This is a genomic window from Bacillus cereus group sp. MG4 (assembly GCF_040460055.1).
GTDB classification, from domain to species: Bacteria; Bacillota; Bacilli; order Bacillales; family Bacillaceae_G; genus Bacillus_A; species Bacillus_A wiedmannii.
In genome coordinates this window covers 2,430,901-2,457,659 of the sequence record NZ_JARVGZ010000001.1, presented here as the reverse complement: position 1 = coordinate 2,457,659, position 26,759 = coordinate 2,430,901, and the positions used below count along the sequence as shown (strand labels likewise).

Below are 26,759 nucleotides of genomic sequence, written 5' to 3'. Positions count from 1 at the left end.
TTCGCTTACGCTCATGCTTCGGTAATCCTTTTCTATCGAAAAGAATTACATCTCATATATTATCGATTAATTACTTATATAAAAGATACTCCGCTAATGTAATAAAAGATATAAAAGAAAAAACATAATTGTATTGGTGGGCGGTATTTTTAACTACGAAAGGGGCGCGTGGAAATGAGGGAGGATGAAATCGCGAAAAAGGTTACAGCCTTTTATTATACGAATCAAAAAGTAGAATCGGCAGAGGAGCGAATACGACTTGTAGAGTCGTTTTTATCAGAGGAATTACTAGTAAAAGAAGGCGATACACCTGAACGGTATGGGAAGGTCTACATGAGGCATCCGGTTATATATCGTAAGAATTTCTCTAGGAATTTCTCCGTATTAGAGGTGCTGGCGGAGTTCATAATGCAGCCAAAACAGTACGGTACAAATGGTGAGAAACATAAGGAGTATCCAGTTAGCGGGGTAGAACGTGAGCATAATAAACTACAACGACAGAAAGAAAAAGAAGTCCCAATCTTATTTGATATCGATGAGAAAGAAACCTATGGGTACGGTGTTCATGAGAGTGAATTAGTTCGAAAATAAATTAAATATTTTTCGATTGTCTACTTGTTTTTTAGGGGGTTAAATTCCATACATAAGTACAGAGGTTTTCCGTTACCTCACGCATTGGATCAGTTTGAGACGTTCATCAACCGCGCCGGTGGCCGTCTTTTCTTTTGACTATTAAGCGACAATTTTAGATTGATAACGATATTACAGGATAAATAAGGAGGGAGTCGTGATGGACAGTACAATGTTTAGGGATTTACGTACGTATTTTCATTTGACGCAACATCAGTTCGCCGACAAATTGAATCTACACAGAAGCACTGTCGCCAATATTGAATGCGGACTATTGCCATTGAGCGATGCTGTTAGAATGCGGGCGTTTCGTGCTTTTAATATAGATGCAGAAATGCTAGAAAAACTTAAGCAATATAGAGAACTTTCGATATAGGAGTGATGGAAATGGCGAGAAAGAAAAACCGCTCTTTGAGGTCTAAACGTGAATTGTTCCGACAGAAAAAAGTGCACGGCGGTACTAGATGGACCGATCAATTGTTACAGAAACTTTTCGTAGATAACGAAGAGGCTCCAACGAAAAATGCAAATTAGAGTAAATACGAGAGGACTCGACTCTTTAATTAGGCGACTAGATCCCGGCAAGTATGAAAGGGCGATTGAGCCAGTAGTCGAAAAACACGCTCGGTTACAAGCGAATACCGCAGCAAACCGTGCGCCAGTCGAATCGGGGCTACTTTCGAACAGTATTCAATCAAGTCCTAAAAGGTTATCGAAACTTAATTGGAGTTACGGGACAGACGTACCATACGCCCAAAGACAAGAGTATGAACATAAGACGAAGAAAGGTTTTATTCGTAAAACTGTATTCGAGGGACGACAAGCATTCATTGGTGATATAAAAAACGCAGTTCGCAATGCATCGAGGGGGTAATTGATATTAAAACTGAAGTGCATAGAGAATTGAGCAATATTTACTTGGGCAATCAGTTGCTAGAAGAGAAAGAAACTATTATTTATTACTCGGACGGGACGTTCGCAGTAGTGCCGTCGGCGAGAACTAAATGGAATGAGGAAGAGGAGGAAACAGAGTGACAGTTACAATTCCAAAGCAAACACACAAAGTATATATGGAGCAATCTTTAGTAATAGGACAAAATCGCTATGAGGCAGGGCACATCTATAACGTGGACTCGGAAATATTTAATGGATTAACGAAATCTGATGAAGATGGGAAAACACCGGCAGCATGTAAAGTTGATTTCCCAAGCCTCGACGCAATGGAGCAATCTATTGATTATGCAGTGGATACTTACAAGAAACAACGAGAGGAATTAAAGTCGCATCCAAAATATGATGACGCACCAAGTCTACGCACACATGAATTACAAGCGTTGCGAAAAGGGTTAGATAAGCAAGTTGCTGAGATGAAAGAGAAGTACGAAATTGAAATCCAAGCATTGCAGTGCGAAGTCGCAGATAAAATGTATACGTTACAAGCATCAGAAGATACGGCGTATTTAGATGTTGCAACAACACAATTACAATTTGGCAATCCGGTAACAACATTGCAGAGTTTACTACTTAAAGCGGATCAAGCAGATGAAGCGGGGAAACTAGCCATCTTACAGGCGTTTAGTGGTATTGCAGATAAAGTTAAATCGCACAAGCATTACTCCTATTACGAAGCTAGTATTGAGAAGAAATTAAGTGAACTGTATGAGAAAGCGAGTAACGTTCCAACTATCCGTGAAAATGAACGTCGCCTACAGCAATTAGACGTATTGAACGAAAATAAATCCAGTGTAGGGGCGTCCTACCGTATGATGAAAATTGTAGAAAAGGCGTGATGGAAAATGACGGATGTAGAGAAAGAACAGTTAACCTCGCAGCTAGAGCAATACAGGGAAGCACACGAAGAGTTAATCGAAATGCGTAAGCGTGAAGCCCTTCGCGAAAAGGGTTTTACAGGGCGGGACGTAGAAAATGCAATTCCACAATTAAATGGTGAAACAAAGGCAGATATTGAAGCTTCACTAAAAGACTTAATGGTACGGTTGCGTATTGAAGAAAGAAAACAAGGTGTAGACCCGAGTCCTGGGAATGGACTTCGATATACACCACCGTCAATAAATCCGACAGAGATTGGGCGGAAGATGTATGAAAGAATTAAAGAAAGTAAATCGAATGTAAGAAGTTTAAGAGAAATTAAAGAATAGGGAGAGCTAATAATGAGAGAACATATCGAAAAAGCACGCACAATTCAAGCGGAAGCGACTGAAAAATATCTTGAACTACAAAAGGAGCTTCAAGGAGAAGTAGAAAAGGTAAAAGCAGATCCTACATTATCGGAAATTGGCCGTACAGGTAAAATAGAGCAATTACAAAAGGAACATGGTCAGAAACTTATTGAATTTGCAAAGCAGTTAAAAAATGAGTATCAAATAGAAGTCATAAGAGCGAAAGGAAGTGCCGAACGCTTCCTAGAAAAGCCCAATAAAAAGCCATCGGACTTTAAAGTTCAGCTCTTCGAACAAGGATTTACAGATTTAAAGACTCGCATTATGTTATCTCTTAATTCGACTCGGGCACTTGAATTAATTAGTGAATTTGTAAAGGGAATAGACGATGCATATCTCGCAAATTTATTACGTAATCAATTCACGGAATTAATTTCACATGTTATTCAACATGCCGATGTGTCCGAAGGTGCAAGGATAAAAGCAGATTTATTAAAGATTTATACCAATTTAGAAACCGACTTTATTACAAGTGAGCAAAACGAAGCAAGACAGATTATCGACGAAGCTAACGTAATGTTTGGAACTAGCTTATTCAATTCAATCGTAGTAGATAGCGTAAGAGAGTTCTATCGTCATAATTTTGCTGATTACATTAATAGACCTGATATATATGTTTACGCAGAAGGTACAAAATAAAAGAATATTAAACATTTGGTGCGATGCCTAGCCTCCTAGCTACTGTTAAACGGTAACACCAAATGAAACACGAGAGGTCGCTATTTTAGCGGCTTCTTTTTTATTTATTTAAAAATAAGGAGTGTTCAAATGAATACATTACAAAATCTAGAGAAGATGCATAAAATCACAGAAGAATTAGCAGTCGCAAAAGATTTAAACGAAGCAAGATCAATAATGAGCCGTTTGTTAGTACTAATGAGCGAAGAGGTTACGAAGATAAATGTTGCTTACGCTTTAATTAATAGTCAACTTGCTGAGATTGAAGACCACCGCCGTTTCCTTGAAAAAGAAGGCCTAATGTTACAGTACGAAGCGTTTAAAAAACGCGGGGTAAAGTAGATGGAAGAACGTATTACGGTCGACCTAGCCGCTCAAATAGGGAATTTTACGAGTGGATTTAGACAGGCTAATCAAGTAGCTAATAACTTCCGTCAAACGATGAGTAGTATGCGAGTTGATATACCGGCTCCTAACATAGCGCCTATTCAACAAGGGTTACAACAAGCGAGTGCCCATGTACAAAGTTTTGGAAACGGCGTAAGTAATGCAGGAAGAACCTTACAGAATGCCTTCGCCCCAGCCGCAGCCGTTTCCGGGCTAGCACTCGGAAAAATGGTGCAAGACAGCCGGGAGTTCGAAAGCCAAACACGAAAGGCAGCGGTACTAACGGGTGGGGCATATGGTCAGGTAAAGAGTGATATTTTAAATATGGCGAAGACCTCCGTTTATTCAACTAGCCAAGTAGCCGCAGCCTATGCAGAACTTGGCGCAAAGGGTTTTGATGCGGCTAAATCAACCGCAGCATTACCTGGTGTATTATCAGCCGCAGCCGCTTCCGGTGAGGATTTAGGACTAGTTGCCGATACTGTAACGTCGGCGTTAAATGCATTCGGAATGGAAGCAAGCCAGTCGGGGAAAGTAGCTGACATACTAGCGCAGGGAGCCAATCAGTCAGCAGCGAGTGTGTTAGATATGAATTATGCGCTAAAATATGCCGCTGGACCTGCTAACGCGTTAGGTATTTCGTTAGAAGAATTATCAGCAAGTATAGGAATCATGGTGGATGCGGGTTCGACCGGAGAATCGAGCGGTACAGCGTTACGCGCCTCACTGCTAAGGCTCGTTGATCCGCCAAAAGCTGCGGCAAAAGAACTTGCTAAACTCGGCGTTTCTGCGACGGATTCTAACGGCAAATTCAAACCGCTTGCACAAATTATGGAAGAGTTACAGAAAGGTATGTCCGGTTACACGGATGCCCAGAAGGCAAGTGCTATGTCTACGATTTTTGGTACGGAAGCCGTTTCCGGTATGTTGAACTTAATGAACGCAGGGCCAGATAAAATCCGAGAAATGACCAAAGCGCTTGAAAACAGTGGAGGTGCTAGTAAGAAAGCGGCCGATGATATGCTCAAAGGTTGGGCGGGCGCCATGACAAAAATGGAATCCGCATTAGATGCCGCAGGACGTGGCTTTACGGACGCTTTAGCACCGGCTATTACAGCGGTATCAGATAAAGTCGCTAGTTTAGCAAATTGGTTCTCGGATTTGCCTACGTCTATGCAAACAACTATTGCTACAGTTGCCGCAATCGCAACCGCATTTACTATATTTGCAACAGTGGCCGGTATTGCGATGTCCGCAATCGGTACATTCATTAGTATCATCGGTGGGTTAGGCGCTTCCCTTTTCGGCGCGGTCGGAGGAGTCGGGGCGTTATCTACGGTATTCGCAGTGATAACCGGTCCGATAGGTATTGCGATTGCCGCTATTGCAGGAATTGGAGCGGTACTAGTCGCCATTTGGCAACAGAACGAAGAGTTTCGTAATAAAGTAACTACGATTTGGAACGCAATATCTTCCGTTATCTCTACGGCTCTTTCAGCTGTAAGTGGATTTATTATGTCGATTTGGGGACAAGCAGTCGCCTTTTGGAATACGAACCAGGAATCGATTTTAACGGCAGCGCAAAACGTATGGACTATGATACAGACGGTAATTAATACGGCGCTTACTGTAATTATGGCAGTATGGCAAGCAGTATGGCCGGTATTAGCATTCATCGTTCAGGGCGTTTGGGAAAACATTAAAGGTTTGATTCAAGGGGCGTTAACGGTTATTCAAGGAATCATCCAAGTGTTTAGCGGCTTATTCTCTGGTGATTTCGGTCTAATGTGGGAGGGCATTAAAAACATATTCTTTGGCGCGATCCAAGCCATTTGGAATTGGTTCAACCTATTGTTAGTCGGCAGATTATTAAGTCTTGGAAAACTTTTATTCTCTGGTTTACAAGGGATTGTCGTTGGCGGATGGTCCTTCATTAAATCGATTTTCCAAGGATCAATTTCAAGTGTATCGACTCTTGTATCCAATGGATTTACTACGATTAGAACAATTATTACTTTCGTAATGAATTCCGTGAAGTCAATTGTTTCGGGTGCTTGGAATGCGATTAAGAGTGGTACCTCTAGCGTCATGTCGGCTATCCAAAGTGTAATATCAGCAGTTTGGAACGCGATTAAGTCAATTATTACTACCGTAGTAAATTCTGCTAAATCAGTAGTACAAGTTGCCTTCCAAACTATGAAAAACGTAGTATCAGAAATCTCAAATAGTATTAGTTCGGCTATATCTACTTCATGGAACGGTATTATTTCATTCTTAAAAGGGGTTAACCTAATGAGCATCGGTAAGAACATCATGGAAGGTTTATTAAAAGGTATTACATCCATGGCGAGTGCGATTTGGGATAAGGTAGCGGACATTGGTAACGGCATCAAGGACAAGTTAACGGGCCTATTCTCGATTCATTCTCCGTCAAGATGGATGCGCGACATGATCGGCGTCAATATGATGAAGGGTTGGATTAATGGTGTTGACGGAATGAAGTCAGCGGTAATACGAACGTCTGAAAATATGGCGAATTGGATGAAGCCGGAAATGTTAGCGGTGGATACAGGCTATGGCAACGTGAACTTAGCGAAGTCTGTAACACCTTCGGTATACACAAGCAAAGAACGTTCTATTAGCGAACCAGTTCGACAATCTAATCGACAAGTAACGATTGAAAACGTAATTGTGATGGATGGATATGAAATTGCAAGAGTTACACAGCCGTATATTGACGATATGCAAAGTGAGAGACTATCGCTGAAGTCTTATATGAAGGGAGGGCGTTGATATGAAGGAAGCACCCGTAATTGACTATGACAAATTAGATAAGAAAATCGAAGAACTACGAGCGAGAAACGAAGCGCACAGACAGGAACGTATTGCAAAGGGATTGTCACCACAGCGTCCTGATCATTTCGTAGATAGAGAAGTATCGAAAGTTTTAGCAGATAAGGTGGAACACCTCTTTGATTACTTTAAGAAGTATAGCGTTCTACTAGTAAAAACGCGAGCATTACAACCAACGGAATATAATACAATCCACCAGAAATATGGCGACTATCTTCTATTATTAAATGAGGCGATTGACCAGGTGCATAATGTAACAGGTCGTAGTCTGCGTGATTTATTAAGAACGATGAAACGTATTGATGCAGACGAAATCAGTTACGAGAAAGCTAGTCGTGAGATTTACTACACATTCAAACTACTAGACTTACGCAGCATCGGGATAAACCAATTTACCGAAGAACCTTTACCGGAAATAGATGAAGAACGGTTAGCGCAACTGCGGAGTGACGAATCGTTCTTACAATCGGAAGTAGATCGTTATTTAAAACACTACGAGGAAATTAAACACTTAATATAAGGAGGAAATACATTGGATCTAAGAGATTTGCGACAGGAGATAACAGAAGAACAAGCACAAGCCGCGGTTAAATTAGTCGAGAATTCGTTCGCAGGTAAGGAACGAAAGACGCTCGAAGAGATTGCGGAAGAGTTAGGCGTTTCAAGGAGATTTTACGGCTAATAAGACACCGTCAATTAAAGCGTTAGAGTTATTCTATAAGTTGAGCGGTAAGCTAGTCGATAAGAAAGAGATTATTACTAACGTTGACAAGCCGAAAGTATCGCAAAGTGAGATCGAAGAGACACTATCGGAATTAGGAAAAGGGATTTAGTAAATAACGGCGGATTCTCCTACGTGGAGGGTTCGCCGCTTTTTTTTGTGCCTATTTACGCTGAAATTCGCATTTTGAGACGATTAGAAATAGCTTTACGAGTAATAGGTCGATTAATAGCGAAATGTTCGCCTTGACGGTAATTCATATAATAAGGTAGAATTTAAGCAAACGGTCAGTTGACCGAACCAGTGAACGTATCAAAAAGCGGATTGTACAAGCGCTTATACATATCGGGTTAAAGGCGGGTCGGGAGTTCGAATCTCTCCTGGGACGCTAAAAAAACCTTGTTATCTTTTGATAACAAGGTTTTTTGTTTGTTTAAAAATTGATGTATGTGCAAGAGGTGTAAAAAATATAAAGTAATATATGATAATTATTATATACAACATATTAAAGTGCATTAAAAAAAGAGCACCATTTATGCGCCCTATTTCTCTTGTTTAATTTAAAGAATCAATTGGCTTATGATGGAACTTAAATCCACATCTGTATTATCCCAATTGTTCACTTAGAACGTTATAAAACTTTTTACCATTCTAGTACGATTAAGCAGCTGTTATCGGAACTTATCCCCGACAGTGTGTTACAATTAATAGAAGCGGAAAACGAGAATCTCCAATTGACTGGACGTGTGATTGGTTGGACAGTTTAAGAAGGTTGTATAAAAAAGGGAGATGGCGCAAAGATGGCTAGATCAAATGAGAATGATTTAACAGAGAAATTGGCAGAAGGTCACCGGAAATATGGTGATGGCAACTTTACAGTACAGAACATCGGTGATGAAACTAACCCAGATTGGACTGTCGTAAAAAATGTGAGGAAGGGATCGGCAGGCATTCGTGAAGGAGAAGATATATTAAGACTGCGATCAAAATATATAAAATAGTACGGAAATGGGCGGAGTGGGAGTTCAAATCTCTCCTGGGACGCTAAGAAACCCTTGTTATCTTTTGATAACAAGGGTTTCTTGTTTAGTTATTAATAAACTTCTCAAAGACAAAACCATAATCTTTCACGTTATATTGTTTCTTCGTATCAACGAGCCAGTTAAAGGCGATCTCGTTCATTTCTTTAAATTGTTCTGCTAAATTTACTTGTGCGTTTGAAATACGGCTGAAAGCGTTAGATGCCATATCTAGACTTTTATGTGCATACTGCAATGTAATATCGTTGTCGTATGAAATTTCTTCTATTTTAAGTAAAGCCTTATATAAATCTTTTAATTCTTCAATATGTTTTTTATGAACATCAATTGAATAATGCTCATCCCCCATCTGGAACTTAATTTCTACGTCTAAATCAATCGTTCCTGCAGTTTCAAGTGCTACGTTTTTAATTTGATACTTACTATAACTAAAGCGGCGTAGTGTACGTTTTTTACTTGTTGCACTTGTACCATCTAGGTGGATTAATCCTTTGTTTGTGAAACAATATTCATCTGATTTTGATTTGATTAAAAAATAAATTTTCTCCCCATCTTCATGCATCACGTAATCATCAGCATCAACTTTATCGTAATCTTTCGGTGTAATGACAGAACCTACATCGCTTAGCCCTAATACATCTGCAGCCATTTTTTTAAACATACATAATCCCCCTTTTAAATTAAATTCTTAATTGTATAAAAATATATTAACACGATTTCAATAAAGTGTTTTCTTATAATTAAAAACATTTGAAGGTAAGTTAAGAAAAGTAACGAATAATTATTTCAACCCTAAGTTATTTAGTAAATCTATCAGTTTAAGAGTGGATTCTCCGAAAAATAACCAAGAGAAAAAGTTAATTTTGCAAGTAATTATAGAGAAATTCCGTGAAAACCTCTCAAGTAATATGAGGTTTTTTCTATCCATTTTGAAATCTTACAATTCTGTAAGGTAACTGTAAGGAAGTTCGATGGTAACAAATTGCTAATCCTCTATAATGAAGGTAACAACGATAAAACGAGGAGGAAGAAATGATGAAAGGATTAATCGTAACGGGTTTAACAGTTGCTTTTGGATTTGTAGCGTATGAGAAATTAACGTATGTAGTTGATGTTGTAAAACATTTAATCGCTTAGTAAAAAAACTGCCATGAGAGGGAAAGGGAATGAGTGAATGAATGGAATGGTTATTTGGAATTATAGGTACTTGTAGTGTAGTGTTATTGTTCTTTGTCCCGAGTGGTATACTTAGTTCGACAACGAGTTTGTTCTTCTTAAGTTTGTTTGCTTGTACGATGCTTATTATTATGTTTTTAATGAAGCGAAGTAAACCAATCTTCTATTTTAGCATGATTGTTATGGCAATTATTGTTCTCCAAATTATTACCCTTGTTATATACCCCACTATTATAAAAGCTTTCCATTAATGATGAATCCTCTGCTTTAATTGATGAGGATTTTTGTTTGTACATTTTTAATTTTTAGTACGGATTTGTTTATATTGAAATATAAAAATTAAATATTTCTATATTTCAAACAAAGGGTTTTGGAATGTTGTGTTCTTATTACTCATTTGATATATTTACTTTAAAGATAATTAAAATCTAGAAAAAGAGGCGGACGTATGGATAAAAAAGAAAATACGGTCGTATTGTTTCCACAACTATCAGAGCGATATATTGATGAAGGTTTTTTAGCACTGAAAGAGCGGAAATTCGAAGATGCATTGCGCTGCTTTGAAATATTACGTCAGTATAATGCAGAAACGGAACAAACGGAACTCGCTTCTGTTATTTGTTTGTTAGAATTAAAACATATGGAAGAAGCGAAAGACAAATGTGAACAGTTACTTGAAACAGGAGCTGTATTATTTGGTGATATTCTTGAAACATATGTGACGATTTTAGTTCAAACAAATGATTATGAAGGTGTCATTGAAATCGTTGAAAAGGTTTTGCAAACGAAAGATGTAATGCCTGAGCAAAAAGAAAAATTAGCACAGCTCGCTTTATTTGCAGAAGGTATGTTAAGTGAAGTAGATACGTCACTAGTCGATTCGAATTTTGAATTGGATGAGTTTACTAATGAAATGTTTGGAGAAAACTTTGGACAAAAGCTAAGAGCGATTCAGCAACTTTCGTTAAAAGACTTGGATCTTGCATTACCTATTTTAAAGAAATTTTTAATAGACGAAAAACAGCACCCTTATTTGAAAACTTCTATTTTATATAAAATGATAGAAAATCAAATAGAAGAAGAGATAGAGGTAGAAAAGTTTGGGAATACGATCAAGGTGATTCCAGCATTTACAGGTCATAATGAGGAGCAATCCGATAACATTATACATACATTATCAAGCCGATTAGAGCAAAATTATCCCGATATATTTGATGCGATGGTTACATATTGGAAAGAATTGCGAATTAGCGTTTTCCCATTCGCTCTATTAATGGATAAAGTGGAGATTTGGGCTGCTGTTTTAGAGAGAATTGGAAGAAAGCGTTTCGGATTGATTATTGATGAAGAAGAGCTTATGACAGCGTATAATATTGAATTAGAAGAGTTTCATATTGCCTATCAATGGTTATTACGTGTTGAAAGAGAAGGATATTTGCCCGTATAATTATGAAAAAGAATCGTTCGGTTCTTGAAACGAGCATATTCTATGTTATAATGTAAGGGTTGCAAAAGGCAGAAATCTGCCTGTTTGTAAGAGAAGAGAAGTGTAAATCTCTTACTTAATATGTTTCATATTATTCTCGAACAAAATATACCGTAGTTGTCTTTTAGACAATTAGTAGATTGGAACATTATATCTGAAAGCTTTTGCTAGAGGATTATTTGTACTTTTGTTATTTCAAAAAAGAGATAATGAAGATTTTAATCTATAGAGGTATGTGCATACATTATTATAGATGGAGGGAAAGAATAAATGGCTGCAAAATGGGAAAAATTAGAAGGTAACGTAGGCGTTTTAACAATCGAAGTTGATGCTAAAGAAGTAAACAACTCTATCGACGCTGCGTTCAAAAAAGTAGTACAAACAATTAACGTACCAGGTTTCCGTAAAGGGAAAATGCCTCGTCCGTTATTCGAACAACGCTTTGGTATCGAATCTTTATACCAAGATGCTTTAGATATCATCTTACCAAAAGCATACGGTGAAGCGATCGATGAAGCTGGTATCTTCCCAGTTGATCATCCTGAAATCAACATCGAGAAGTTCGAGAAAAATGCTAACCTTATCTTCACTGCAAAAGTTACAGTGAAACCTGAAGTTAAATTAGGTGAGTACAAAGGTTTAGCAGTAGAAAAAGTTGAAACAACTGTAACTGACGAAGATGTAGAGAACGAATTAAAATCTTTACAAGAGCGTCAAGCTGAACTAGTTGTTAAAGAAGAAGGAACTGTTGAAAACGGTGATACAGCTGTAATCGACTTCGAAGGTTTCGTTGATGGCGAAGCATTTGAAGGCGGAAAAGGCGAAAACTATTCTCTTGCAATCGGTTCTGGTACATTCATCCCAGGTTTCGAAGAGCAAGTAATTGGTCTTAAATCTGGTGATTCTAAAGAAGTTGAAGTATCATTCCCAGAAGAGTACCACGCTGCTGAATTAGCTGGCAAACCAGCTACATTCAAAGTAACAATTCACGAAATCAAAACAAAAGAACTTCCTGAATTAAACGACGAGTTCGCTAAAGAAGCTGACGAAGAAGTTGCAACTCTTGATGAATTAAAAACAAAACTTCGTACAAACTTAGAAGAAGGCAAAAAGCACGAAGCTGAGCACAAAGTACGTGACGAAGTAGTAGAATTAGCTGCTGCTAACGCTGAAATCGAAATTCCAGAAGCTATGATCGACACTGAGTTAGATCGTATGGTTCGTGAATTCGAGCAACGTTTAAGCCAACAAGGTATGAACCTTGAGCTTTACTACCAATTCACAGGTACTGACGCTGACAAGTTAAAAGAGCAAATGAAAGAAGACGCTCAAAAACGCGTAAGAATCAACCTTGTTCTTGAAGCTATCATTGAAGCTGAAAACATCGAAGTTACTGAAGAAGAAGTAACTGCAGAAGTTGAAAAAATGGCTGAAATGTACGGTATGCCAGTAGACGCTATCAAGCAAGCTCTTGGAAGCGTAGACGCTTTAGCTGAAGACCTTAAAGTGCGTAAAGCTGTAGATTTCTTAGTAGAAAACGCTGCATAATAAAATAATAAGGCACGATTTTAATCGTGCCTTATTTTATAAATATAGAAATATATTTATAAAACTTTTTGATGAAGAAGGAAAAGTTCCTTTGTAAGTCGAATATACATATTTCAAAAGTTTTAAAATTTTTTTATTTGTACATAACTAGTCATATTATTTGTATTTCTCGCCACGTAGTGACATAATATGTATTTACATACGATACATTTATCGTGTACATACGAAGGCAAGAGGTTAGCACTTTGTAAGGGGTGTGAAAATATGTTTAAATTTAATGATGAAAAAGGTCAATTAAAATGTTCTTTCTGTGGTAAAACACAAACGCAAGTTCGAAAGTTAGTTGCAGGTCCAGGTGTTTACATTTGTGATGAGTGTATCGAACTTTGTACTGAAATTGTACAAGAGGAGCTTGCGAAGGACGAAGAAGTAGAATTCAAAGATGTACCGAAACCGGTAGAAATTCGTGAAATCTTAGATGAGTATGTCATCGGACAAGATAACGCGAAAAAAGCACTAGCGGTAGCGGTATATAACCATTACAAACGCATTAATTCTAACAGTAAAATTGATGATGTAGAATTAGCGAAGAGTAATATTTCACTTATTGGGCCAACTGGTAGTGGTAAAACATTATTGGCACAAACATTAGCGCGTATTTTAAATGTTCCATTTGCAATCGCGGACGCAACATCTTTAACAGAAGCTGGTTATGTAGGGGAAGATGTAGAAAACATCTTACTAAAATTAATCCAAGCAGCTGATTATGATGTAGAGAAAGCGGAAAAAGGAATCATTTATATTGATGAGATTGATAAAGTGGCACGTAAGTCCGAAAATCCATCAATTACACGTGATGTATCTGGTGAAGGTGTACAGCAGGCACTTCTGAAAATTTTAGAAGGTACTGTAGCGAGCGTTCCACCTCAAGGTGGTCGTAAGCATCCGCATCAAGAGTTCATTCAAATTGATACAACGAACATCCTATTCATTTGTGGTGGAGCGTTTGATGGCATTGAGCCAATTATTAAACGTCGCCTTGGTGAGAAAGTAATTGGATTTGGTGCTGAGAAGAAAAATGCTGATGTAAATGAGAAGCATGTTTTATCTCACGTTTTACCAGAGGATCTTTTAAGATTCGGTTTAATTCCGGAGTTTATCGGTCGTCTTCCAGTTATTGCGAACCTAGAGCCGCTTGATGAAGACGCTCTTGTAGATATTTTAACGAAACCGAAAAATGCACTTGTTAAGCAATTCCAAAAATTATTGGAGCTTGACGATGTTGAGTTAGAGTTTGAAGAAGGTGCACTAGTTGAGATTGCGAAAAAAGCAATTGAACGTAAAACAGGTGCTCGTGGACTTCGTTCTATTATTGAAGGCTTGATGCTTGATGTAATGTTCGAACTTCCATCTCGCAAAGATATCGAGAAGTGTATTCTGACGAAAGAAACAGTAGCTGATAATGAACCGCCGAAATTGGTGTTACAAGACGGTACTGTACTTGATACAAAAACATCTGCATAGTGCGAAGAAGAAACAGCAATTTTTATAATTGCTGTTTTTCTTTATGTTTAGCTATGTTCCTCCGCGGAAATACTAAGTGATAAAACATTGCGGGAGGAAATAAATTATGAGCTGGACAAATATATTTTTACTTGTTCAACTTGTTTTTGGTGTAATTGTCGGATTGTATTTTTGGCATTTACTTCGAAATCAGCGAACACAAAAAGTTTCAATTGATCGAGAATCGAAAAAAGAATTAGAGCAGCTTCGTAAAATGCGTGAGATTTCTTTAACAGAGCCGCTTGCGGAAAAGGTACGCCCTACATCCTTTTTAGATATTGTAGGGCAAGAGGACGGAATTAGGTCGTTAAAAGCGGCTCTTTGTGGTCCGAATCCGCAACATGTAATTATATATGGTCCGCCAGGTGTCGGGAAGACAGCGGCAGCACGTCTTGTATTGGAAGAAGCGAAACGAAATCCGAAATCTCCATTTCGTACGAATGCAACATTTATCGAACTTGATGCGACAACAGCAAGGTTTGATGAACGTGGTATTGCAGACCCATTAATTGGCTCAGTCCATGATCCGATTTATCAAGGGGCAGGTGCAATGGGGCAAGCGGGTATTCCACAGCCGAAAAAAGGGGCTGTAACAGATGCGCATGGTGGTATTTTGTTCATTGATGAGATTGGTGAATTACATCCAATTCAAATGAACAAAATGTTAAAGGTGTTAGAAGATCGGAAAGTATTTTTGGAAAGTGCGTACTATAGTGAAGAAAATTCGATGATTCCAACGTATATACATGATATTTTTCAAAAAGGTTTGCCAGCCGATTTTCGCTTAGTTGGGGCGACGACACGTTCGCCAGAGGAGATTCCTCCTGCTATTCGGTCACGCTGTTTAGAAGTGTTTTTCCGTGAGTTAGATACAGAAGAGATTCAAAAAGTAGCGAAGAATGCAGCTGATAAAGTGGAAATGCAAATAGGTGAAAATGGTATTGAAATGATAGGGATGTATGCAAGAAATGGACGAGAAGCGATTAACCTTGTACAAATTTCTGCTGGTATGGCAATAAATGAAGAACGTTCTTTCATTAAAGATGAAGATATAGAGTGGGTTGTTCACTCTAGTCAACTTACACCGAAATATGAAAAACGTATTTATCCTATTCCGAGAATCGGTCTTGTAAATGGACTTGCTGTATACGGACCAAATACAGGCGCGTTATTAGAAATTGAAGTAACAGCAATCAAGGCGAAAGATAAAGGGTCGGTAAATGTTACCGGGATTGTGGAAGAGGAAAGTATTGGTAGTCAAACGAAATCCATTCGCCGTAAAAGTATGGCGAAAGGTTCTGTAGATAATGTATTAACAGTACTTCGTTCTCTAGATGTGTTGCCAGAAGGGTACGATATACATATTAATTTTCCAGGTGGTATCCCAATTGATGGGCCTTCGGCAGGTATTGCTATGGCAACAGGTGTATATTCAGCGGTGCATCGTACGTATGTGAGTAATGAAGTAGCGATGACCGGTGAGATAAGTATACACGGGGAAGTGAAACCTATTGGTGGTGTGTACGCAAAAATAAAAGCCGCGAAAAAAGCAGGTGCTAAGAAAGTCATCATTCCTGCTGAAAACATGCAACCGTTTTTGTATACAATAAAAGGAATTGAAATCATTCCTGTTCGTAAGTTAAAAGAAGTATTTGAGCTAACATTTATGCAGGAAAATATGCATCGAGACCTTGATATACATACTACTGTAGACGAAACAGATGCACAATCAATGTGAGAATGAACGATAATAAAATTTGCCAGACTTCGTTTAAGTTTGTATGCTTAAGCGGAGTCTTTTTTCCTTTTTAAAAGGGAGAAAAAACGAGGGATTTACAATTGCGGAAAATCTCTGCAATTGCATCTAGATGTATTGTAATATAAAATAGTTGAACAGGAGTTTAATTTATTATGGAGGTGCTATGTCTAGTATGAATACGAATGAAAGAATCGTACCCCTCCTACCATTAAGAGGCGTTCTCGTATATCCAACGATGGTTCTGCATCTTGATGTAGGACGTGATAAATCGATACAAGCACTAGAGCAGGCGGCAATGGATGAAAATATCATCTTTTTAGCGATGCAAAAAGAAATGAATATCGATGATCCGAAAGAAGATGACATATATAGTGTAGGTACAGTGGCGAAAGTGAAGCAAATGTTAAAATTGCCGAACGGTACGCTTCGTGTCCTTGTAGAGGGTTTACATAGAGCTGAAGTAGTAGAGTTTATCGAAGAAGAGAATGTAGTGCAGGTTTCTATCAAAACGGTAACTGAAGAAGTGGAAGATGATCTAGAAGAGAAAGCTCTTATGCGTACATTACTGGAGCATTTCGAACAATATATTAAAGTTTCGAAAAAAGTTTCAAATGAAACATTTGCAACGGTAGCTGATGTAGAAGAGCCAGGAAGATTAGCTGATTTAATTGCTTCTCACTTGCCGATTAAAACGAAGCAGAAACAAGAAATCTTAGAGATTGTATCTGTGAAGGAACGATTACATACACTTATTTCAATTATTCAAGATGAACAAGAGTTACTTAGTTTAGAAAAGAAAATTGGACAAAAAGTGAAACGTTCAATGGAGCGCACGCAAAAAGAGTATTTCTTACGTGAGCAAATGAAGGCGATTCAAACTGAACTTGGTGATAAAGAAGGTAAGGGCGGGGAAGTTGAAGAACTTCGTGAGAAAATTGAACAATCAGGAATGCCTGAAGAAACAATGAAGGCTGCACTGAAAGAATTAGACCGTTATGAAAAGTTACCAGCAAGTTCTGCGGAGAGCGGTGTTATTCGTAATTATATGGATTGGTTATTAGCACTTCCGTGGACAGAAGCGACAGAAGATATGATTGATCTTGCTCATTCTGAAGAAATTTTGAACAAAGATCATTACGGGCTCGAGAAAGTGAAAGAGCGCGTACTTGAATATTTAGCTGTGCAGAAGTTAACGAATTCATTAAAAGGACCTATCCTTTGCTTAGTAGGACCTCCTGGGGTCGGGAAAACATCGTTAGCGCGTTCGATTGCAACATCATTAAATCGTAATTTTGTCCGTGTATCCCTTGGTGGTGTACGTGATGAATCTGAAATCCGTGGTCACCGTCGTACGTATGTTGGAGCGATGCCAGGACGCATTATTCAAGGTATGAAAAAGGCGAAAACAGTTAATCCAGTCTTTTTATTAGATGAGATTGATAAAATGTCTAACGACTTCCGTGGAGATCCATCAGCAGCATTACTTGAAGTGTTAGACCCAGAACAAAACCATAACTTCAGTGATCATTACATTGAAGAACCGTATGATCTATCGAAAGTTATGTTTGTAGCAACTGCGAATACACTTTCAAGTGTTCCAGGTCCGTTGCTTGACCGTATGGAAATTATTTCGATTGCTGGCTATACAGAACTTGAAAAAGTTCACATTGCCCGTGAACATTTATTGCCGAAACAATTAAAAGAGCATGGCTTACGAAAAGGTAATTTACAAGTACGTGATGAAGCACTTCTTGAAATTATTCGTTATTATACACGTGAGGCCGGTGTTCGTACGCTAGAGCGTCAAATCGCAAAAGTTTGTCGTAAAGCAGCAAAAATTATCGTTACAGCAGAACGCAAGCGTATTGTAGTAACAGAGAAAAACATTGTTGATTTACTTGGTAAGCACATATTCCGTTATGGGCAAGCTGAAAAAACAGACCAAGTTGGTATGGCAACAGGATTAGCGTATACAGCAGCAGGCGGTGATACACTTGCGATTGAAGTGTCTGTAGCGCCAGGTAAAGGGAAATTAATTTTAACAGGGAAACTTGGGGATGTTATGAAAGAATCCGCACAAGCAGCGTTTAGCTATATTCGTTCTCGTGCAGAAGAGCTTCAGATTGATCCGAATTTCCATGAGAAAAATGATATTCATATTCATGTTCCAGAAGGAGCAGTTCCAAAAGATGGACCGTCAGCAGGTATTACGATGGCAACGGCACTTATTTCTGCACTAACAGGTATTCCTGTAAGTAAAGAAGTGGGGATGACAGGTGAAATTACACTTCGTGGTCGTGTATTACCAATTGGTGGTTTAAAAGAAAAAACATTAAGTGCTCACCGCGCAGGCTTAACAAAAATTATTTTGCCGGCAGAAAACGAGAAAGATTTAGATGATATTCCAGAAAGCGTAAAAGAAAACCTTACGTTTGTGCTTGCATCTCATTTAGATGAAGTATTGGAGCACGCATTAGTAGGAGTGAAACAATGAAAGTAACAAAAGCAGATATTGTAATTAGTGCTGTTAAACCAGAACAATATCCAGACAGTGATTTACCAGAAATTGCATTAGCAGGTCGTTCAAATGTCGGGAAGTCTTCCTTTATTAATAAAATTTTAAATCGTAAAAAGTTAGTACGTATTTCTTCTAAACCAGGAAAAACGCAAACGTTGAACTTTTTCTTAATCAATGAGATGATGCATTTTGTTGACGTTCCAGGTTATGGCTATGCGAAAGTATCTAAAACAGAGCGCGCAGCATGGGGCAAGATGATTGAGACTTACTTTACAACACGTGAGCAATTAGACGCAGCTGTATTAGTAGTTGATTTACGTCACCAACCAACAAATGATGACGTGATGATGTATGATTTCTTAAAGCATTATGAAATCCCAACAATTATTATTGCGACGAAAGCCGATAAAATTCCGAAAGGGAAATGGCAAAAGCATTTAAAAGTTGTAAAAGAAACGCTTGCTGTTGAAATTGGCGATGAAATCGTTCTATTCTCTTCTGAAACAGGACTTGGAAAAGAAGAAGCGTGGAAGGCAATTCATAGAATGACAAAAACAAAAAACGCGTGACGAATGTCGCGCGTTTTTTTTATTTACTAAATTTTTTTATCGTACGTTTAATATAACCTCAATATTACCTCTTGTTGCTTTCGAATAAGGACATACACCGTGAGCGGCTTCTACAAGTTCTTGTGCTTCGTCATGAGAGACGCCAGCAACATGTACATCAAGTACAGCAGATAGGCCGAAACCACCATCTGTATCTTTTCCGATAGAAACGTGAGCAGTTACTTCTGTACTTTCTACTTTCACACGTTTTGTACGAATGACAAGCTGTAGTGCACTATCAAAACAAGCGGCATAACCAGCAGCAAATAGTTGTTCTGGATTCGTTGCCTCTCCGCCTGCACCACCTAGTGCTTTCGGCATTTTTACATCAAGATTTAATATGCCATCATCTGAAATTACTTTTCCGTTTCTTCCACCTGTAGCAGTTACTGAAGCAGTATATAATTTATCCATGTTTATTCCCCTTTTCTATCATTAATTGTTTTCATTGTTTCAATTAGTTTATTTAATTGAATTAATAAAGAACGATATTCTTGTTCTGTAATTCCTAAATTTGTTGCCATTGTTGTCGGCAATGAACAAGCCTTTTCTTTTAAATCTTTACCTTGTTCTGTTAATTTAATACAAACTTTGCGCTCATCTTCTTTGGAACGAACGCGTTTTACAAGTTTTAATGATTCCATTCGTTTTAACATAGGTGTTAACGTACCAGAATCTAAAAATAGACGTTCTCCAATTTCTTTTACTGTTAGTCCATCTTGCTCCCATAGTACGAGTAAAGTAATGTACTGGGGATACGTAATACCCATCTCTTCTAAATATGGTCGATAAAAGCGGGTAACTTCTTTAGAACAGGCGTAAATAGAAAAACAAAGTTGGTTATCTAGATGTAAAGAATTCTCTGTCATACATAACTCCCTTCTAATTAAGTTGTGTACAATTTAATTTTGTAAAATCAATATAACGAAAAAGAAATACAATGTCAAATACATTGTATTGAGAAAGTTTGTGTTACGATTTGGAACAATCATACATATTTTCCTGCATGATGAAAGAAGATAGGAAAGATGATGTTATAATTCATATGGAATAGTTTCCATCACTTGATTATGAGTGCTTTTTTTGGTAACGTACAAATAGAGTTATTAATTTATAATCATTATAAAGTAGAAAGTCTTTATTAGTTTTACTGAATCTCCTTTATTACATACGGAGAATAAATAAAAAATAATCGGTTGTTCACACGATTGTCAGATTCATAAGAGGAAAGTTGTATTATGATAGTAGATAAAGTGATAAAACGGGTGAAGGGGGACATGCTGCGTGCATATTCTTGTTGTTAGTGTAAATTATCGAACAGCCCCTGTAGAATTTCGTGAGAAACTCACATTTCAGGCAGCAGAGCTAGAGCAAGCAATGACTACATTACAAAATCAAAAGAGCGTGTTAGAGAATGTCATTGTATCAACTTGTAATCGCACTGAGATTTATGCTGTTGTCGATCAATTACACACGGGACGGTATTATATTAAGAAGTTTTTAGCTGATTGGTTTCAGCTTGAAATAGAAGAAGTCGCACCATATTTAACTATTTTTGAACAAGACGGTGCAATAGATCATTTATTCCGCGTGACGTGCGGTTTAGATTCTATGGTAGTTGGAGAAACACAGATTTTAGGCCAAATAAAAGATAGCTTTTTAGAAGCGCAACAAGTAAAAGCGACAGGCACAATTTTTAATGAGTTGTTTAAGCAGGTGGTTACGTTAGCGAAACGTGCGCACTCAGAAACGACGATTGGTGAAAGTGCGATGTCTGTTAGCTATGCTGCTGTTGAGCTCGGAAAGAAAATATTTGGTGAGTTAACAGATTGTCATGTGCTTATTCTTGGTGCTGGTAAGATGGGTGAACTGGCACTGCAAAACTTATATGGAAGCGGTGCTCGAAAAGTAACAGTCATGAATAGGACGTTTACGAAAGCGGAAGTAATGGCTGAGAAATATATGGGACATGCAAAGCCTTTAAGTGAATTGCAATGTGCATTATTAGAAGCGGATATTTTAATTAGTTCAACTGGTGCATCTGAATATGTCATCACGAAAGAGATGATGACAAAGGTAGAGAAAATGCGCTCTGGTCGTCCGTTATTTATGGTGGATATTGCAGTGCCACGTGATATTGATCCAGCGATTGATGAACTAGAAGGTTCTTTCTTATATGACATTGATGATTTGCAAGGAGTAGTGGAAGCAAATCGTGCTGAGCGTTTGAAAGAAGCAGAGAAAATTCAATTTATGATTGAAGAGGAAATTGTTTTATTTAAAACGTGGTTAAGTACACTTGGTGTTGTTCCGTTAATAGCAGCTCTTCGTGATAAGGCACTTGCTATTCAAAGTGAAACGATGGAAAGCTTGGAACGAAAAATACCGAATCTTAGTGATCGTGAGAGAAAAGTAATTAGTAAGCATACGAAAAGTATTATTAATCAATTATTAAAAGACCCAATTTTAGTAGCGAAAGAAATAGCTGCTGAAGAAGGAGCAGACGAAAAATTAGCGTTATTTGCAAAGATTTTCGACTTAGAAATGGAAGATGTAGAGAGTTGTGCGGAAGAAGTAGAACATAAAAGAGCGTGGACACCATCCGTTCCATCTTTATAATTTGGAAGGATGATCGGATGAGTTTTTTAAATAACAGTATTATTTATCATATTGCAATTATTTTATATGCTTGTAGCATTAGTTTATATTTTATAGATTATTTCCAAAGTAACCGAAAGGCGAACCGATTTGCTTTTTGGTTACTTTCGATTGTATGGGTTCTGCAGTCTATCTTTATGTTACTTAGGGCTACAGATTCAGAAACGAACCCGATATTAACTTTATTATCAGGGATTTATTTTTATGTTTGGCTATTGATTACGATGTCGTTAGTCATTAATCGATTTATGAGAATTGACTTTCTAGTCTTTTTTACAAATGTTGTCGCATTTGGCGTAAGCGCTTTTTCTATTTTTACACCGCTCGGAAAGATGTCGCCGGTACTGGCAGAGCAATTAGTTTCAGAACTTGTATATGTACATGTCGGTATGGCTATTATTTCTTATGCAACTTTCACTGTATCGTTCATTTTTTCTATTATGTATTTATTGCAATATCGCCTATTAAAAAAGAAAAAATGGAATGCGAGATTAAGAAGGTTAGGGAATTTGCCGAAGCTAGAATCGATGTCTTACGGATTAAATTTATTTTCTGTTCCATTTTTCTTATTAGCTATTTTATTAGGATGCATATGGGGATATACGAAATTGGACAATTTCCATTGGTATGATACGAAAGTGATCGGGTCTTTTGTCGTTCTATTTGTATATTGTACTGGCCTATATTTACGAGTGGCAGATGTGTTGCAAGGGAAGAAAATCGTGCAGTGGAACATCGGAGCATTTCTCGTAATGCTAATCAATATTTTTCTATTAAGCAGTTTATCCAACTTCCACTTTTGGTATTTATAATGAGGAGAGAGAATTATGCGCAAAATTATTGTAGGGTCACGAAAGAGTAAATTAGCATTAACGCAAACAAACTGGTTTATTGATCAGTTAAAAGCACTAGGTTTACCATATGAATTTGAAGTGAAAGAAATCGTCACAAAAGGTGATGTTATTTTAGATGTTACTCTTTCAAAAGTAGGCGGAAAAGGCTTGTTTGTTAAAGAGATTGAACATGCGTTACTTACGAAAGAAATTGATATGGCTGTACATAGTATGAAAGATATGCCGGCCGTACTTCCAGAAGGATTAATGATTGGTTGTACACCGAAGCGTGTTGACCCTCGTGATGCTTTTATCTCAAAAAGCGGAGCATCGTTTAAAGAGTTAGCAGAAGGCGCTATTTTAGGTACGAGTAGTTTAAGACGCAGTGCACAATTATTAGCTGCGAGACCAGATTTACAAGTGAAGTGGATTCGAGGAAATATCGATACACGTTTACGTAAATTACAAGAAGAAGATTACGATGCAATCATTTTAGCAACAGCTGGATTACAAAGAATGGGCTGGGATAATGAAGTTATTACAGAACATTTAGATGAGACGTTATGTGTACCTGCTGTAGGACAAGGTGCATTAGCGATTGAATGCCGTGAGGATGATAAGGATTTACTACAGTTGTTAGCGCATATGAATGATGCAGTAACAGAAAGAACAGTGGCGGCAGAACGAGTATTTCTTCATAAACTTGAAGGTGGCTGCCAAGTTCCGATCGCTGGATATGCAACTCTTACAGAAAATGATGCAATTGAATTAACAGCTCTTGTCGGTTCTATGGACGGTTCTATTTTGTTGAAAGAGACAGTAGTAGGAACTAATCCAGAGGAAGTAGGATTAGAGGCTGCGGACCGTTTAATTAAACAAGGCGCAAAAGAACTCATTCTTGCTGCAAATAAGGGGCAACAATAAATATGAACGCTCTCGCTGGCAAAACGGTATTAATTACACGTGCCCAGCATCAAGCGAAACAAATGAGTGTAGCGGTGAAAGAAAAGAGCGGAATTCCATTGGAAATTCCGCTTTTGCGTATGGAAGGTATGTCTCATAGGCAAATTCAACATATAGCAGGGCAGCTGCATTCGTATGACTGGGTTATTTTCACGAGTAAAAATGGGGTAGCTTTTTTTCTAGATAGTTTGAGAAAGAAGCTACCCGCAAAGACTAAAGTTGCTGCAGTAGGCGTGAAAACAAGGTTAGAGTTAGAAAAGCGGGGCTATCAAGTGGACTTCGTTCCAACTTCATTTGTTGCAGAAGTATTTGCAGAAGAGTTTGTAAAAAGACTAAGTGGAAACGAGTGCATTTTATTTCCGAAAGGGAATTTAGCAAGAGATGTAATTCCAGTTGCACTTCGCGAAATTGGTGTTTCTCTAGAGGAGCTAATCGTATATGGTACGGAAGAGAATGTAGAGAAAAGGCAAGAGCTTATAGGAGCGTTAGAAGTAGGGAAAGTAGACATTATTACATTTACGAGCCCTTCAACTGTTACTAGTTTTGTTCGTTTACTTGAGGGTACAAACTGGAGAGAATGGACAAAAAAATGTACAATTGCTTGTATAGGTCCTATTACGGAAAAAGAGGCGAGCCTTTATTTTCCGCATGTTATTATGCCGAAAGAGTACACTGTAGAAGCATTACTACAATGCATTTGTGAATCTATAAAATAAAAGAATGGGGATAGAAATCTATGAACTCTTTACAATTTAATCGTCATCGTCGCTTAAGACAAAGCGGTAATATGCGTGCGCTTGTGCGTGAAACGTTTTTACATACGGAAGATTTTATTTATCCTATTTTTGTATTAGAAGGAGAAAATGTTCGTAATGAAGTACCTTCTATGCCAGGCGTATATCAAATGTCTTTAGATTTATTGCAAGCTGAGATGCAAGAGGTTGTTGATTTAGGTATTCGTTCTGTTATTGTATTTGGTTTACCTGCTGAAAAAGATGAAGTTGGATCATCAGCATATTGTGATCATGGAATTGTGCAACGTGCAATTAAGCAAATTAAAGGTGAATTCCCTGAGCTAGTAGTAGTTGCGGATACATGTTTATGTCAATTCACAAGCCATGGTCATTGCGGTGTAATTGAAGATGGTATTATTTTAAATGACGAGTCTCTTGCAGTCCTTGCGAAAACAGCTGTAAGCCAAGCGAAAGCAGGGGCGGACATTATTGCGCCATCAAACATGATGGATGGATTCGTAACAGCAATTCGCCATGCATTAGATGAAAATGGTTTTGGACATGTACCAGTTATGTCGTACGCTGTGAAATATTCATCAGCATTTTACGGGCCGTTCCGTGATGCGGCACACGGTGCACCACAATTTGGGGATCGTAAAACATATCAAATGGACCCAGCGAACCGTATGGAAGCATTCCGTGAAGCAGAATCAGATGTAATGGAAGGGGCAGATTTCTTAATTGTAAAGCCAGCTCTTTCTTACTTAGATATCATTCGTGATGTGAAAAATAACTTTAATTTACCAGTCGTTGCTTATAACGTAAGCGGTGAATATTCAATGATTAAAGCGGCAGCGCAAAATGGTTGGATTAATGAAAAAGAAGTTGTACTTGAAAAATTAATTAGCATGAAACGTGCAGGAGCAGATTTAATTATTACGTATCATGCAAAAGATGCAGCGAGATGGTTACAAGAAGGAGGCGCTAAATAATGAAAAAGTTTGATAAGTCGATTGCGGCGTTTGAAGAGGCGCAAGATTTAATGCCTGGTGGCGTAAATAGTCCCGTTCGTGCTTTTAAGTCTGTTGGTATGAATCCGTTGTTTATGGAGCGCGGAAAAGGCTCTAAAGTATATGATATCGATGGAAATGAATACATCGATTACGTATTATCATGGGGTCCTTTAATTCATGGTCATGCGAATGATCGTGTTGTTGAAGCTTTAAAATCTGTTGCTGAAAGAGGAACAAGCTTCGGTGCCCCAACGGAAATTGAGAATAAATTAGCGAAACTTGTTATTGAGCGCGTACCATCAATTGAGATTGTACGTATGGTTAACTCTGGAACAGAAGCGACAATGAGTGCACTACGTTTAGCTCGTGGTTATACAGGACGTAATAAAATTTTGAAATTCATCGGTTGTTACCACGGTCATGGTGATTCGTTATTAATTAAAGCGGGTTCTGGTGTGGCAACACTAGGTTTACCAGATAGCCCTGGTGTACCAGAAGGTGTAGCGAAAAATACGATTACAGTAGCGTATAATGATTTAGAAAGTGTGAAATACGCTTTCGAACAATTCGGTGATGATATTGCTTGTATAATTGTAGAACCAGTAGCAGGAAATATGGGGGTTGTTCCTCCGCAACCAGGATTTTTAGAAGGTCTTCGTGAAGTAACAGAGCAAAATGGTGCATTGCTTATTTTTGATGAAGTCATGACAGGATTCCGAGTTGCTTATAATTGCGGACAAGGTTATTACGGTGTAACACCTGATTTAACTTGTTTAGGTAAAGTAATCGGTGGTGGCTTACCAGTAGGAGCATACGGTGGTAAAGCAGAAATTATGCGCCAAGTTGCACCGAGCGGACCGATTTACCAAGCAGGTACTTTATCAGGTAACCCACTTGCAATGGCAGCAGGTTATGAAACGTTAGTACAGTTAACGCCAGAATCATATGTAGAATTTGAGCGTAAAGCTGAAATGTTAGAAGCTGGCTTACGTAAAGCGGCTGAAAAACATGGCATTCCGCATCATATTAACCGTGCGGGTTCTATGATTGGTATCTTCTTTACAGATGAACAAGTTATTAATTACGATGCAGCAAAATCTTCGAACTTAGAATTCTTTGCGGCTTACTATCGTGAAATGGTAGAACAAGGTGTATTCTTGCCACCATCTCAATTCGAAGGTCTATTCTTATCGACAGCACATAGTGATGCAGATATTGAAGCGACGATTGCAGCAGCTGAAATTGCAATGTCAAAATTAAAAGCTTAATTTTTGAAAGAAAATCGCTCTCCATAAGGGGAGCGATTTTTTTTATTCATAAAGTCAGCTTTCCATACATAAATCTGTAATGA

General features: G+C 38.0%; 27 protein-coding genes and 1 pseudogene. 25 read left to right on the top strand and 3 right to left on the bottom strand.

The window, feature by feature from the left end; translation table 11 throughout:
• The first annotated feature begins 174 nt into the window (after positions 1 to 174).
• From QCI41_RS12905 to QCI41_RS12850, 12 genes and pseudogenes are all read left to right on the top strand, one after another.
• The gene (locus tag QCI41_RS12905; protein ID WP_353837348.1) at positions 175 to 591 is read left to right on the top strand and encodes a hypothetical protein; all 417 of its coding nucleotides are present in this window, start codon (positions 175 to 177) and stop codon (positions 589 to 591) included.
• 199 nt (positions 592 to 790) lie between these two features.
• Positions 791 to 1,006: a helix-turn-helix domain-containing protein gene (locus QCI41_RS12900; RefSeq protein ID WP_353837349.1), complete on the top strand. Its 216-nt coding sequence runs from the start codon at positions 791 to 793 to the stop codon at positions 1,004 to 1,006.
• Positions 1,007 to 1,017: 11 nt separating this feature from the next.
• A complete protein-coding gene (locus QCI41_RS12895; RefSeq protein WP_353837350.1) occupies positions 1,018 to 1,164 on the top strand; it encodes a hypothetical protein in 147 nt (48 codons plus the stop codon).
• A complete protein-coding gene (locus QCI41_RS12890) occupies positions 1,154 to 1,504 on the top strand; it encodes a hypothetical protein (RefSeq protein WP_262744950.1) in 351 nt (116 codons plus the stop codon). Before QCI41_RS12895 ends, QCI41_RS12890 begins: the two co-directional genes overlap by 11 nt.
• A 157-nt stretch (positions 1,505 to 1,661) precedes the next feature.
• Positions 1,662 to 2,420 carry a hypothetical protein gene (locus QCI41_RS12885; RefSeq protein WP_353837351.1) on the top strand — a complete coding sequence of 253 codons (759 nt, stop codon included), beginning with the start codon at positions 1,662 to 1,664 and terminating at the stop codon, positions 2,418 to 2,420.
• A 6-nt stretch (positions 2,421 to 2,426) separates the two neighbouring features.
• Positions 2,427 to 2,789, top strand: a complete 363-nt coding sequence (locus QCI41_RS12880) for a hypothetical protein (protein ID WP_353837352.1) — start codon at positions 2,427 to 2,429, stop codon at positions 2,787 to 2,789.
• Between the two features lie 12 nt (positions 2,790 to 2,801).
• The gene (locus QCI41_RS12875; protein ID WP_353837353.1) at positions 2,802 to 3,509 is read left to right on the top strand and encodes a hypothetical protein; all 708 of its coding nucleotides are present in this window, start codon (positions 2,802 to 2,804) and stop codon (positions 3,507 to 3,509) included.
• Positions 3,510 to 3,638: 129 nt separating this feature from the next.
• On the top strand, positions 3,639 to 3,890 hold the full coding sequence (locus QCI41_RS12870) for a hypothetical protein (protein WP_353837354.1): 252 nt from the start codon (positions 3,639 to 3,641) through the stop codon (positions 3,888 to 3,890).
• A gap of 99 nt (positions 3,891 to 3,989) precedes the next feature.
• Positions 3,990 to 5,459 (top strand): annotated as a pseudogene (locus QCI41_RS30685) (phage tail tape measure protein); the annotation flags it as partial.
• Between the two features lie 1,270 nt (positions 5,460 to 6,729).
• Entirely contained in the window at positions 6,730 to 7,308 is a 579-nt protein-coding gene (locus tag QCI41_RS12860; protein WP_353837356.1) for a hypothetical protein, read from the top strand.
• Positions 7,309 to 7,320: 12 nt separating this feature from the next.
• On the top strand, positions 7,321 to 7,470 hold the full coding sequence (locus tag QCI41_RS12855; RefSeq protein WP_353837357.1) for a hypothetical protein: 150 nt from the start codon (positions 7,321 to 7,323) through the stop codon (positions 7,468 to 7,470).
• A gap of 839 nt (positions 7,471 to 8,309) precedes the next feature.
• Positions 8,310 to 8,510 (top strand): hypothetical protein, encoded by a 201-nt coding sequence (locus tag QCI41_RS12850; protein ID WP_000124458.1) that lies wholly within the window; start codon positions 8,310 to 8,312, stop codon positions 8,508 to 8,510.
• A gap of 85 nt (positions 8,511 to 8,595) precedes the next feature.
• Here the strand turns inward: QCI41_RS12850 and QCI41_RS12845 are convergent, their stop codons facing one another.
• Entirely contained in the window at positions 8,596 to 9,210 is a 615-nt protein-coding gene (locus tag QCI41_RS12845; protein ID WP_000473869.1) for a PH domain-containing protein, read from the bottom strand.
• 517 nt (positions 9,211 to 9,727) lie between these two features.
• Between QCI41_RS12845 and QCI41_RS12840 the strand changes: the two genes are divergently transcribed.
• The 7 genes from QCI41_RS12840 (at position 9,728) to ysxC (ending at position 19,168) form a co-directional block, all read left to right on the top strand.
• Complete coding sequence (locus QCI41_RS12840; protein ID WP_001983650.1) at positions 9,728 to 9,976, top strand: hypothetical protein; 249 nt, start codon at positions 9,728 to 9,730, stop codon at positions 9,974 to 9,976.
• Positions 9,977 to 10,173: 197 nt separating this feature from the next.
• Positions 10,174 to 11,172 carry a hypothetical protein gene (locus QCI41_RS12835; protein ID WP_088082337.1) on the top strand — a complete coding sequence of 333 codons (999 nt, stop codon included), beginning with the start codon at positions 10,174 to 10,176 and terminating at the stop codon, positions 11,170 to 11,172.
• A gap of 309 nt (positions 11,173 to 11,481) precedes the next feature.
• The gene (gene tig, locus QCI41_RS12830; RefSeq protein ID WP_353837358.1) at positions 11,482 to 12,759 is read left to right on the top strand and encodes a trigger factor; all 1,278 of its coding nucleotides are present in this window, start codon (positions 11,482 to 11,484) and stop codon (positions 12,757 to 12,759) included.
• 264 nt (positions 12,760 to 13,023) lie between these two features.
• A complete protein-coding gene (gene clpX, locus QCI41_RS12825; RefSeq protein ID WP_000472285.1) occupies positions 13,024 to 14,283 on the top strand; it encodes an ATP-dependent protease ATP-binding subunit ClpX in 1,260 nt (419 codons plus the stop codon).
• A 106-nt stretch (positions 14,284 to 14,389) separates the two neighbouring features.
• Positions 14,390 to 16,060 carry an ATP-dependent protease LonB gene (gene lonB / locus QCI41_RS12820; protein ID WP_120341421.1) on the top strand — a complete coding sequence of 557 codons (1,671 nt, stop codon included), beginning with the start codon at positions 14,390 to 14,392 and terminating at the stop codon, positions 16,058 to 16,060.
• Between the two features lie 184 nt (positions 16,061 to 16,244).
• The gene (gene lon, locus QCI41_RS12815) at positions 16,245 to 18,575 is read left to right on the top strand and encodes an endopeptidase La (RefSeq protein WP_000097312.1); all 2,331 of its coding nucleotides are present in this window, start codon (positions 16,245 to 16,247) and stop codon (positions 18,573 to 18,575) included.
• Positions 18,572 to 19,168: a ribosome biogenesis GTP-binding protein YsxC gene (ysxC, locus tag QCI41_RS12810; RefSeq protein ID WP_000869124.1), complete on the top strand. Its 597-nt coding sequence runs from the start codon at positions 18,572 to 18,574 to the stop codon at positions 19,166 to 19,168. The genes lon and ysxC overlap by 4 nt, the downstream gene beginning before the upstream one ends.
• Before the next feature lie 36 nt (positions 19,169 to 19,204).
• Here the strand turns inward: ysxC and QCI41_RS12805 are convergent, their stop codons facing one another.
• Both QCI41_RS12805 and QCI41_RS12800 read right to left on the bottom strand, forming a co-directional pair.
• Positions 19,205 to 19,621, bottom strand: coding sequence for an organic hydroperoxide resistance protein (locus QCI41_RS12805; protein WP_046956275.1), 417 nt, complete (start codon positions 19,619 to 19,621; stop codon positions 19,205 to 19,207).
• A gap of 2 nt (positions 19,622 to 19,623) precedes the next feature.
• Positions 19,624 to 20,076: a MarR family winged helix-turn-helix transcriptional regulator gene (locus tag QCI41_RS12800; protein ID WP_000138543.1), complete on the bottom strand. Its 453-nt coding sequence runs from the start codon at positions 20,074 to 20,076 to the stop codon at positions 19,624 to 19,626.
• Between the two features lie 415 nt (positions 20,077 to 20,491).
• On the opposite strand from QCI41_RS12800, the gene hemA reads away from it, so the two are divergent.
• Genes hemA through hemL form a run of 6 tightly spaced genes read left to right on the top strand, consistent with a single transcriptional unit; the run spans position 20,492 to position 26,676 of the window.
• Positions 20,492 to 21,826: a glutamyl-tRNA reductase gene (gene hemA, locus QCI41_RS12795; RefSeq protein WP_000547847.1), complete on the top strand. Its 1,335-nt coding sequence runs from the start codon at positions 20,492 to 20,494 to the stop codon at positions 21,824 to 21,826.
• A gap of 17 nt (positions 21,827 to 21,843) precedes the next feature.
• A complete protein-coding gene (locus QCI41_RS12790; RefSeq protein WP_353837359.1) occupies positions 21,844 to 22,677 on the top strand; it encodes a cytochrome c biogenesis protein in 834 nt (277 codons plus the stop codon).
• Between the two features lie 15 nt (positions 22,678 to 22,692).
• Positions 22,693 to 23,622 carry a hydroxymethylbilane synthase gene (gene hemC / locus QCI41_RS12785; protein ID WP_001226427.1) on the top strand — a complete coding sequence of 310 codons (930 nt, stop codon included), beginning with the start codon at positions 22,693 to 22,695 and terminating at the stop codon, positions 23,620 to 23,622.
• A 2-nt stretch (positions 23,623 to 23,624) separates the two neighbouring features.
• Positions 23,625 to 24,377 carry a uroporphyrinogen-III synthase gene (gene hemD / locus QCI41_RS12780; protein WP_353837360.1) on the top strand — a complete coding sequence of 251 codons (753 nt, stop codon included), beginning with the start codon at positions 23,625 to 23,627 and terminating at the stop codon, positions 24,375 to 24,377.
• 20 nt (positions 24,378 to 24,397) lie between these two features.
• Positions 24,398 to 25,387: a porphobilinogen synthase gene (gene hemB, locus QCI41_RS12775; protein ID WP_076540466.1), complete on the top strand. Its 990-nt coding sequence runs from the start codon at positions 24,398 to 24,400 to the stop codon at positions 25,385 to 25,387.
• The gene (gene hemL, locus QCI41_RS12770; RefSeq protein WP_048541355.1) at positions 25,387 to 26,676 is read left to right on the top strand and encodes a glutamate-1-semialdehyde 2,1-aminomutase; all 1,290 of its coding nucleotides are present in this window, start codon (positions 25,387 to 25,389) and stop codon (positions 26,674 to 26,676) included. Before hemB ends, hemL begins: the two co-directional genes overlap by 1 nt.
• Positions 26,677 to 26,759 lie beyond the last annotated feature (83 nt).

What these genes read in the sequence shown, in the direction of transcription:
- QCI41_RS12905 (WP_353837348.1), top strand. Translation starts at nt 175, where the DNA reads ATGAGGGAGGATGAAATCGCGAAAAAGGTTACAGCCTTTTATTATACG.
- QCI41_RS12900 (WP_353837349.1), top strand. Translation starts at nt 791, where the DNA reads ATGGACAGTACAATGTTTAGGGATTTACGTACGTATTTTCATTTGACG.
- QCI41_RS12895 (WP_353837350.1), top strand. Translation starts at nt 1,018, where the DNA reads ATGGCGAGAAAGAAAAACCGCTCTTTGAGGTCTAAACGTGAATTGTTC.
- QCI41_RS12890 (WP_262744950.1), top strand. Translation starts at nt 1,154, where the DNA reads ATGCAAATTAGAGTAAATACGAGAGGACTCGACTCTTTAATTAGGCGA.
- QCI41_RS12880 (WP_353837352.1), top strand. Translation starts at nt 2,427, where the DNA reads ATGACGGATGTAGAGAAAGAACAGTTAACCTCGCAGCTAGAGCAATAC.
- QCI41_RS12875 (WP_353837353.1), top strand. Translation starts at nt 2,802, where the DNA reads ATGAGAGAACATATCGAAAAAGCACGCACAATTCAAGCGGAAGCGACT.
- QCI41_RS12870 (WP_353837354.1), top strand. Translation starts at nt 3,639, where the DNA reads ATGAATACATTACAAAATCTAGAGAAGATGCATAAAATCACAGAAGAA.
- QCI41_RS12860 (WP_353837356.1), top strand. Translation starts at nt 6,730, where the DNA reads ATGAAGGAAGCACCCGTAATTGACTATGACAAATTAGATAAGAAAATC.
- QCI41_RS12850 (WP_000124458.1), top strand. Translation starts at nt 8,310, where the DNA reads ATGGCTAGATCAAATGAGAATGATTTAACAGAGAAATTGGCAGAAGGT.
- QCI41_RS12845 (WP_000473869.1), bottom strand. Translation starts at nt 9,210, where the DNA reads ATGTTTAAAAAAATGGCTGCAGATGTATTAGGGCTAAGCGATGTAGGT.
- QCI41_RS12840 (WP_001983650.1), top strand. Translation starts at nt 9,728, where the DNA reads ATGGAATGGTTATTTGGAATTATAGGTACTTGTAGTGTAGTGTTATTG.
- QCI41_RS12835 (WP_088082337.1), top strand. Translation starts at nt 10,174, where the DNA reads ATGGATAAAAAAGAAAATACGGTCGTATTGTTTCCACAACTATCAGAG.
- tig (WP_353837358.1), top strand. Translation starts at nt 11,482, where the DNA reads ATGGCTGCAAAATGGGAAAAATTAGAAGGTAACGTAGGCGTTTTAACA.
- clpX (WP_000472285.1), top strand. Translation starts at nt 13,024, where the DNA reads ATGTTTAAATTTAATGATGAAAAAGGTCAATTAAAATGTTCTTTCTGT.
- lonB (WP_120341421.1), top strand. Translation starts at nt 14,390, where the DNA reads ATGAGCTGGACAAATATATTTTTACTTGTTCAACTTGTTTTTGGTGTA.
- lon (WP_000097312.1), top strand. Translation starts at nt 16,245, where the DNA reads ATGTCTAGTATGAATACGAATGAAAGAATCGTACCCCTCCTACCATTA.
- ysxC (WP_000869124.1), top strand. Translation starts at nt 18,572, where the DNA reads ATGAAAGTAACAAAAGCAGATATTGTAATTAGTGCTGTTAAACCAGAA.
- QCI41_RS12805 (WP_046956275.1), bottom strand. Translation starts at nt 19,621, where the DNA reads ATGGATAAATTATATACTGCTTCAGTAACTGCTACAGGTGGAAGAAAC.
- QCI41_RS12800 (WP_000138543.1), bottom strand. Translation starts at nt 20,076, where the DNA reads ATGACAGAGAATTCTTTACATCTAGATAACCAACTTTGTTTTTCTATT.
- QCI41_RS12790 (WP_353837359.1), top strand. Translation starts at nt 21,844, where the DNA reads ATGAGTTTTTTAAATAACAGTATTATTTATCATATTGCAATTATTTTA.
- hemC (WP_001226427.1), top strand. Translation starts at nt 22,693, where the DNA reads ATGCGCAAAATTATTGTAGGGTCACGAAAGAGTAAATTAGCATTAACG.
- hemD (WP_353837360.1), top strand. Translation starts at nt 23,625, where the DNA reads ATGAACGCTCTCGCTGGCAAAACGGTATTAATTACACGTGCCCAGCAT.
- hemB (WP_076540466.1), top strand. Translation starts at nt 24,398, where the DNA reads ATGAACTCTTTACAATTTAATCGTCATCGTCGCTTAAGACAAAGCGGT.
- hemL (WP_048541355.1), top strand. Translation starts at nt 25,387, where the DNA reads ATGAAAAAGTTTGATAAGTCGATTGCGGCGTTTGAAGAGGCGCAAGAT.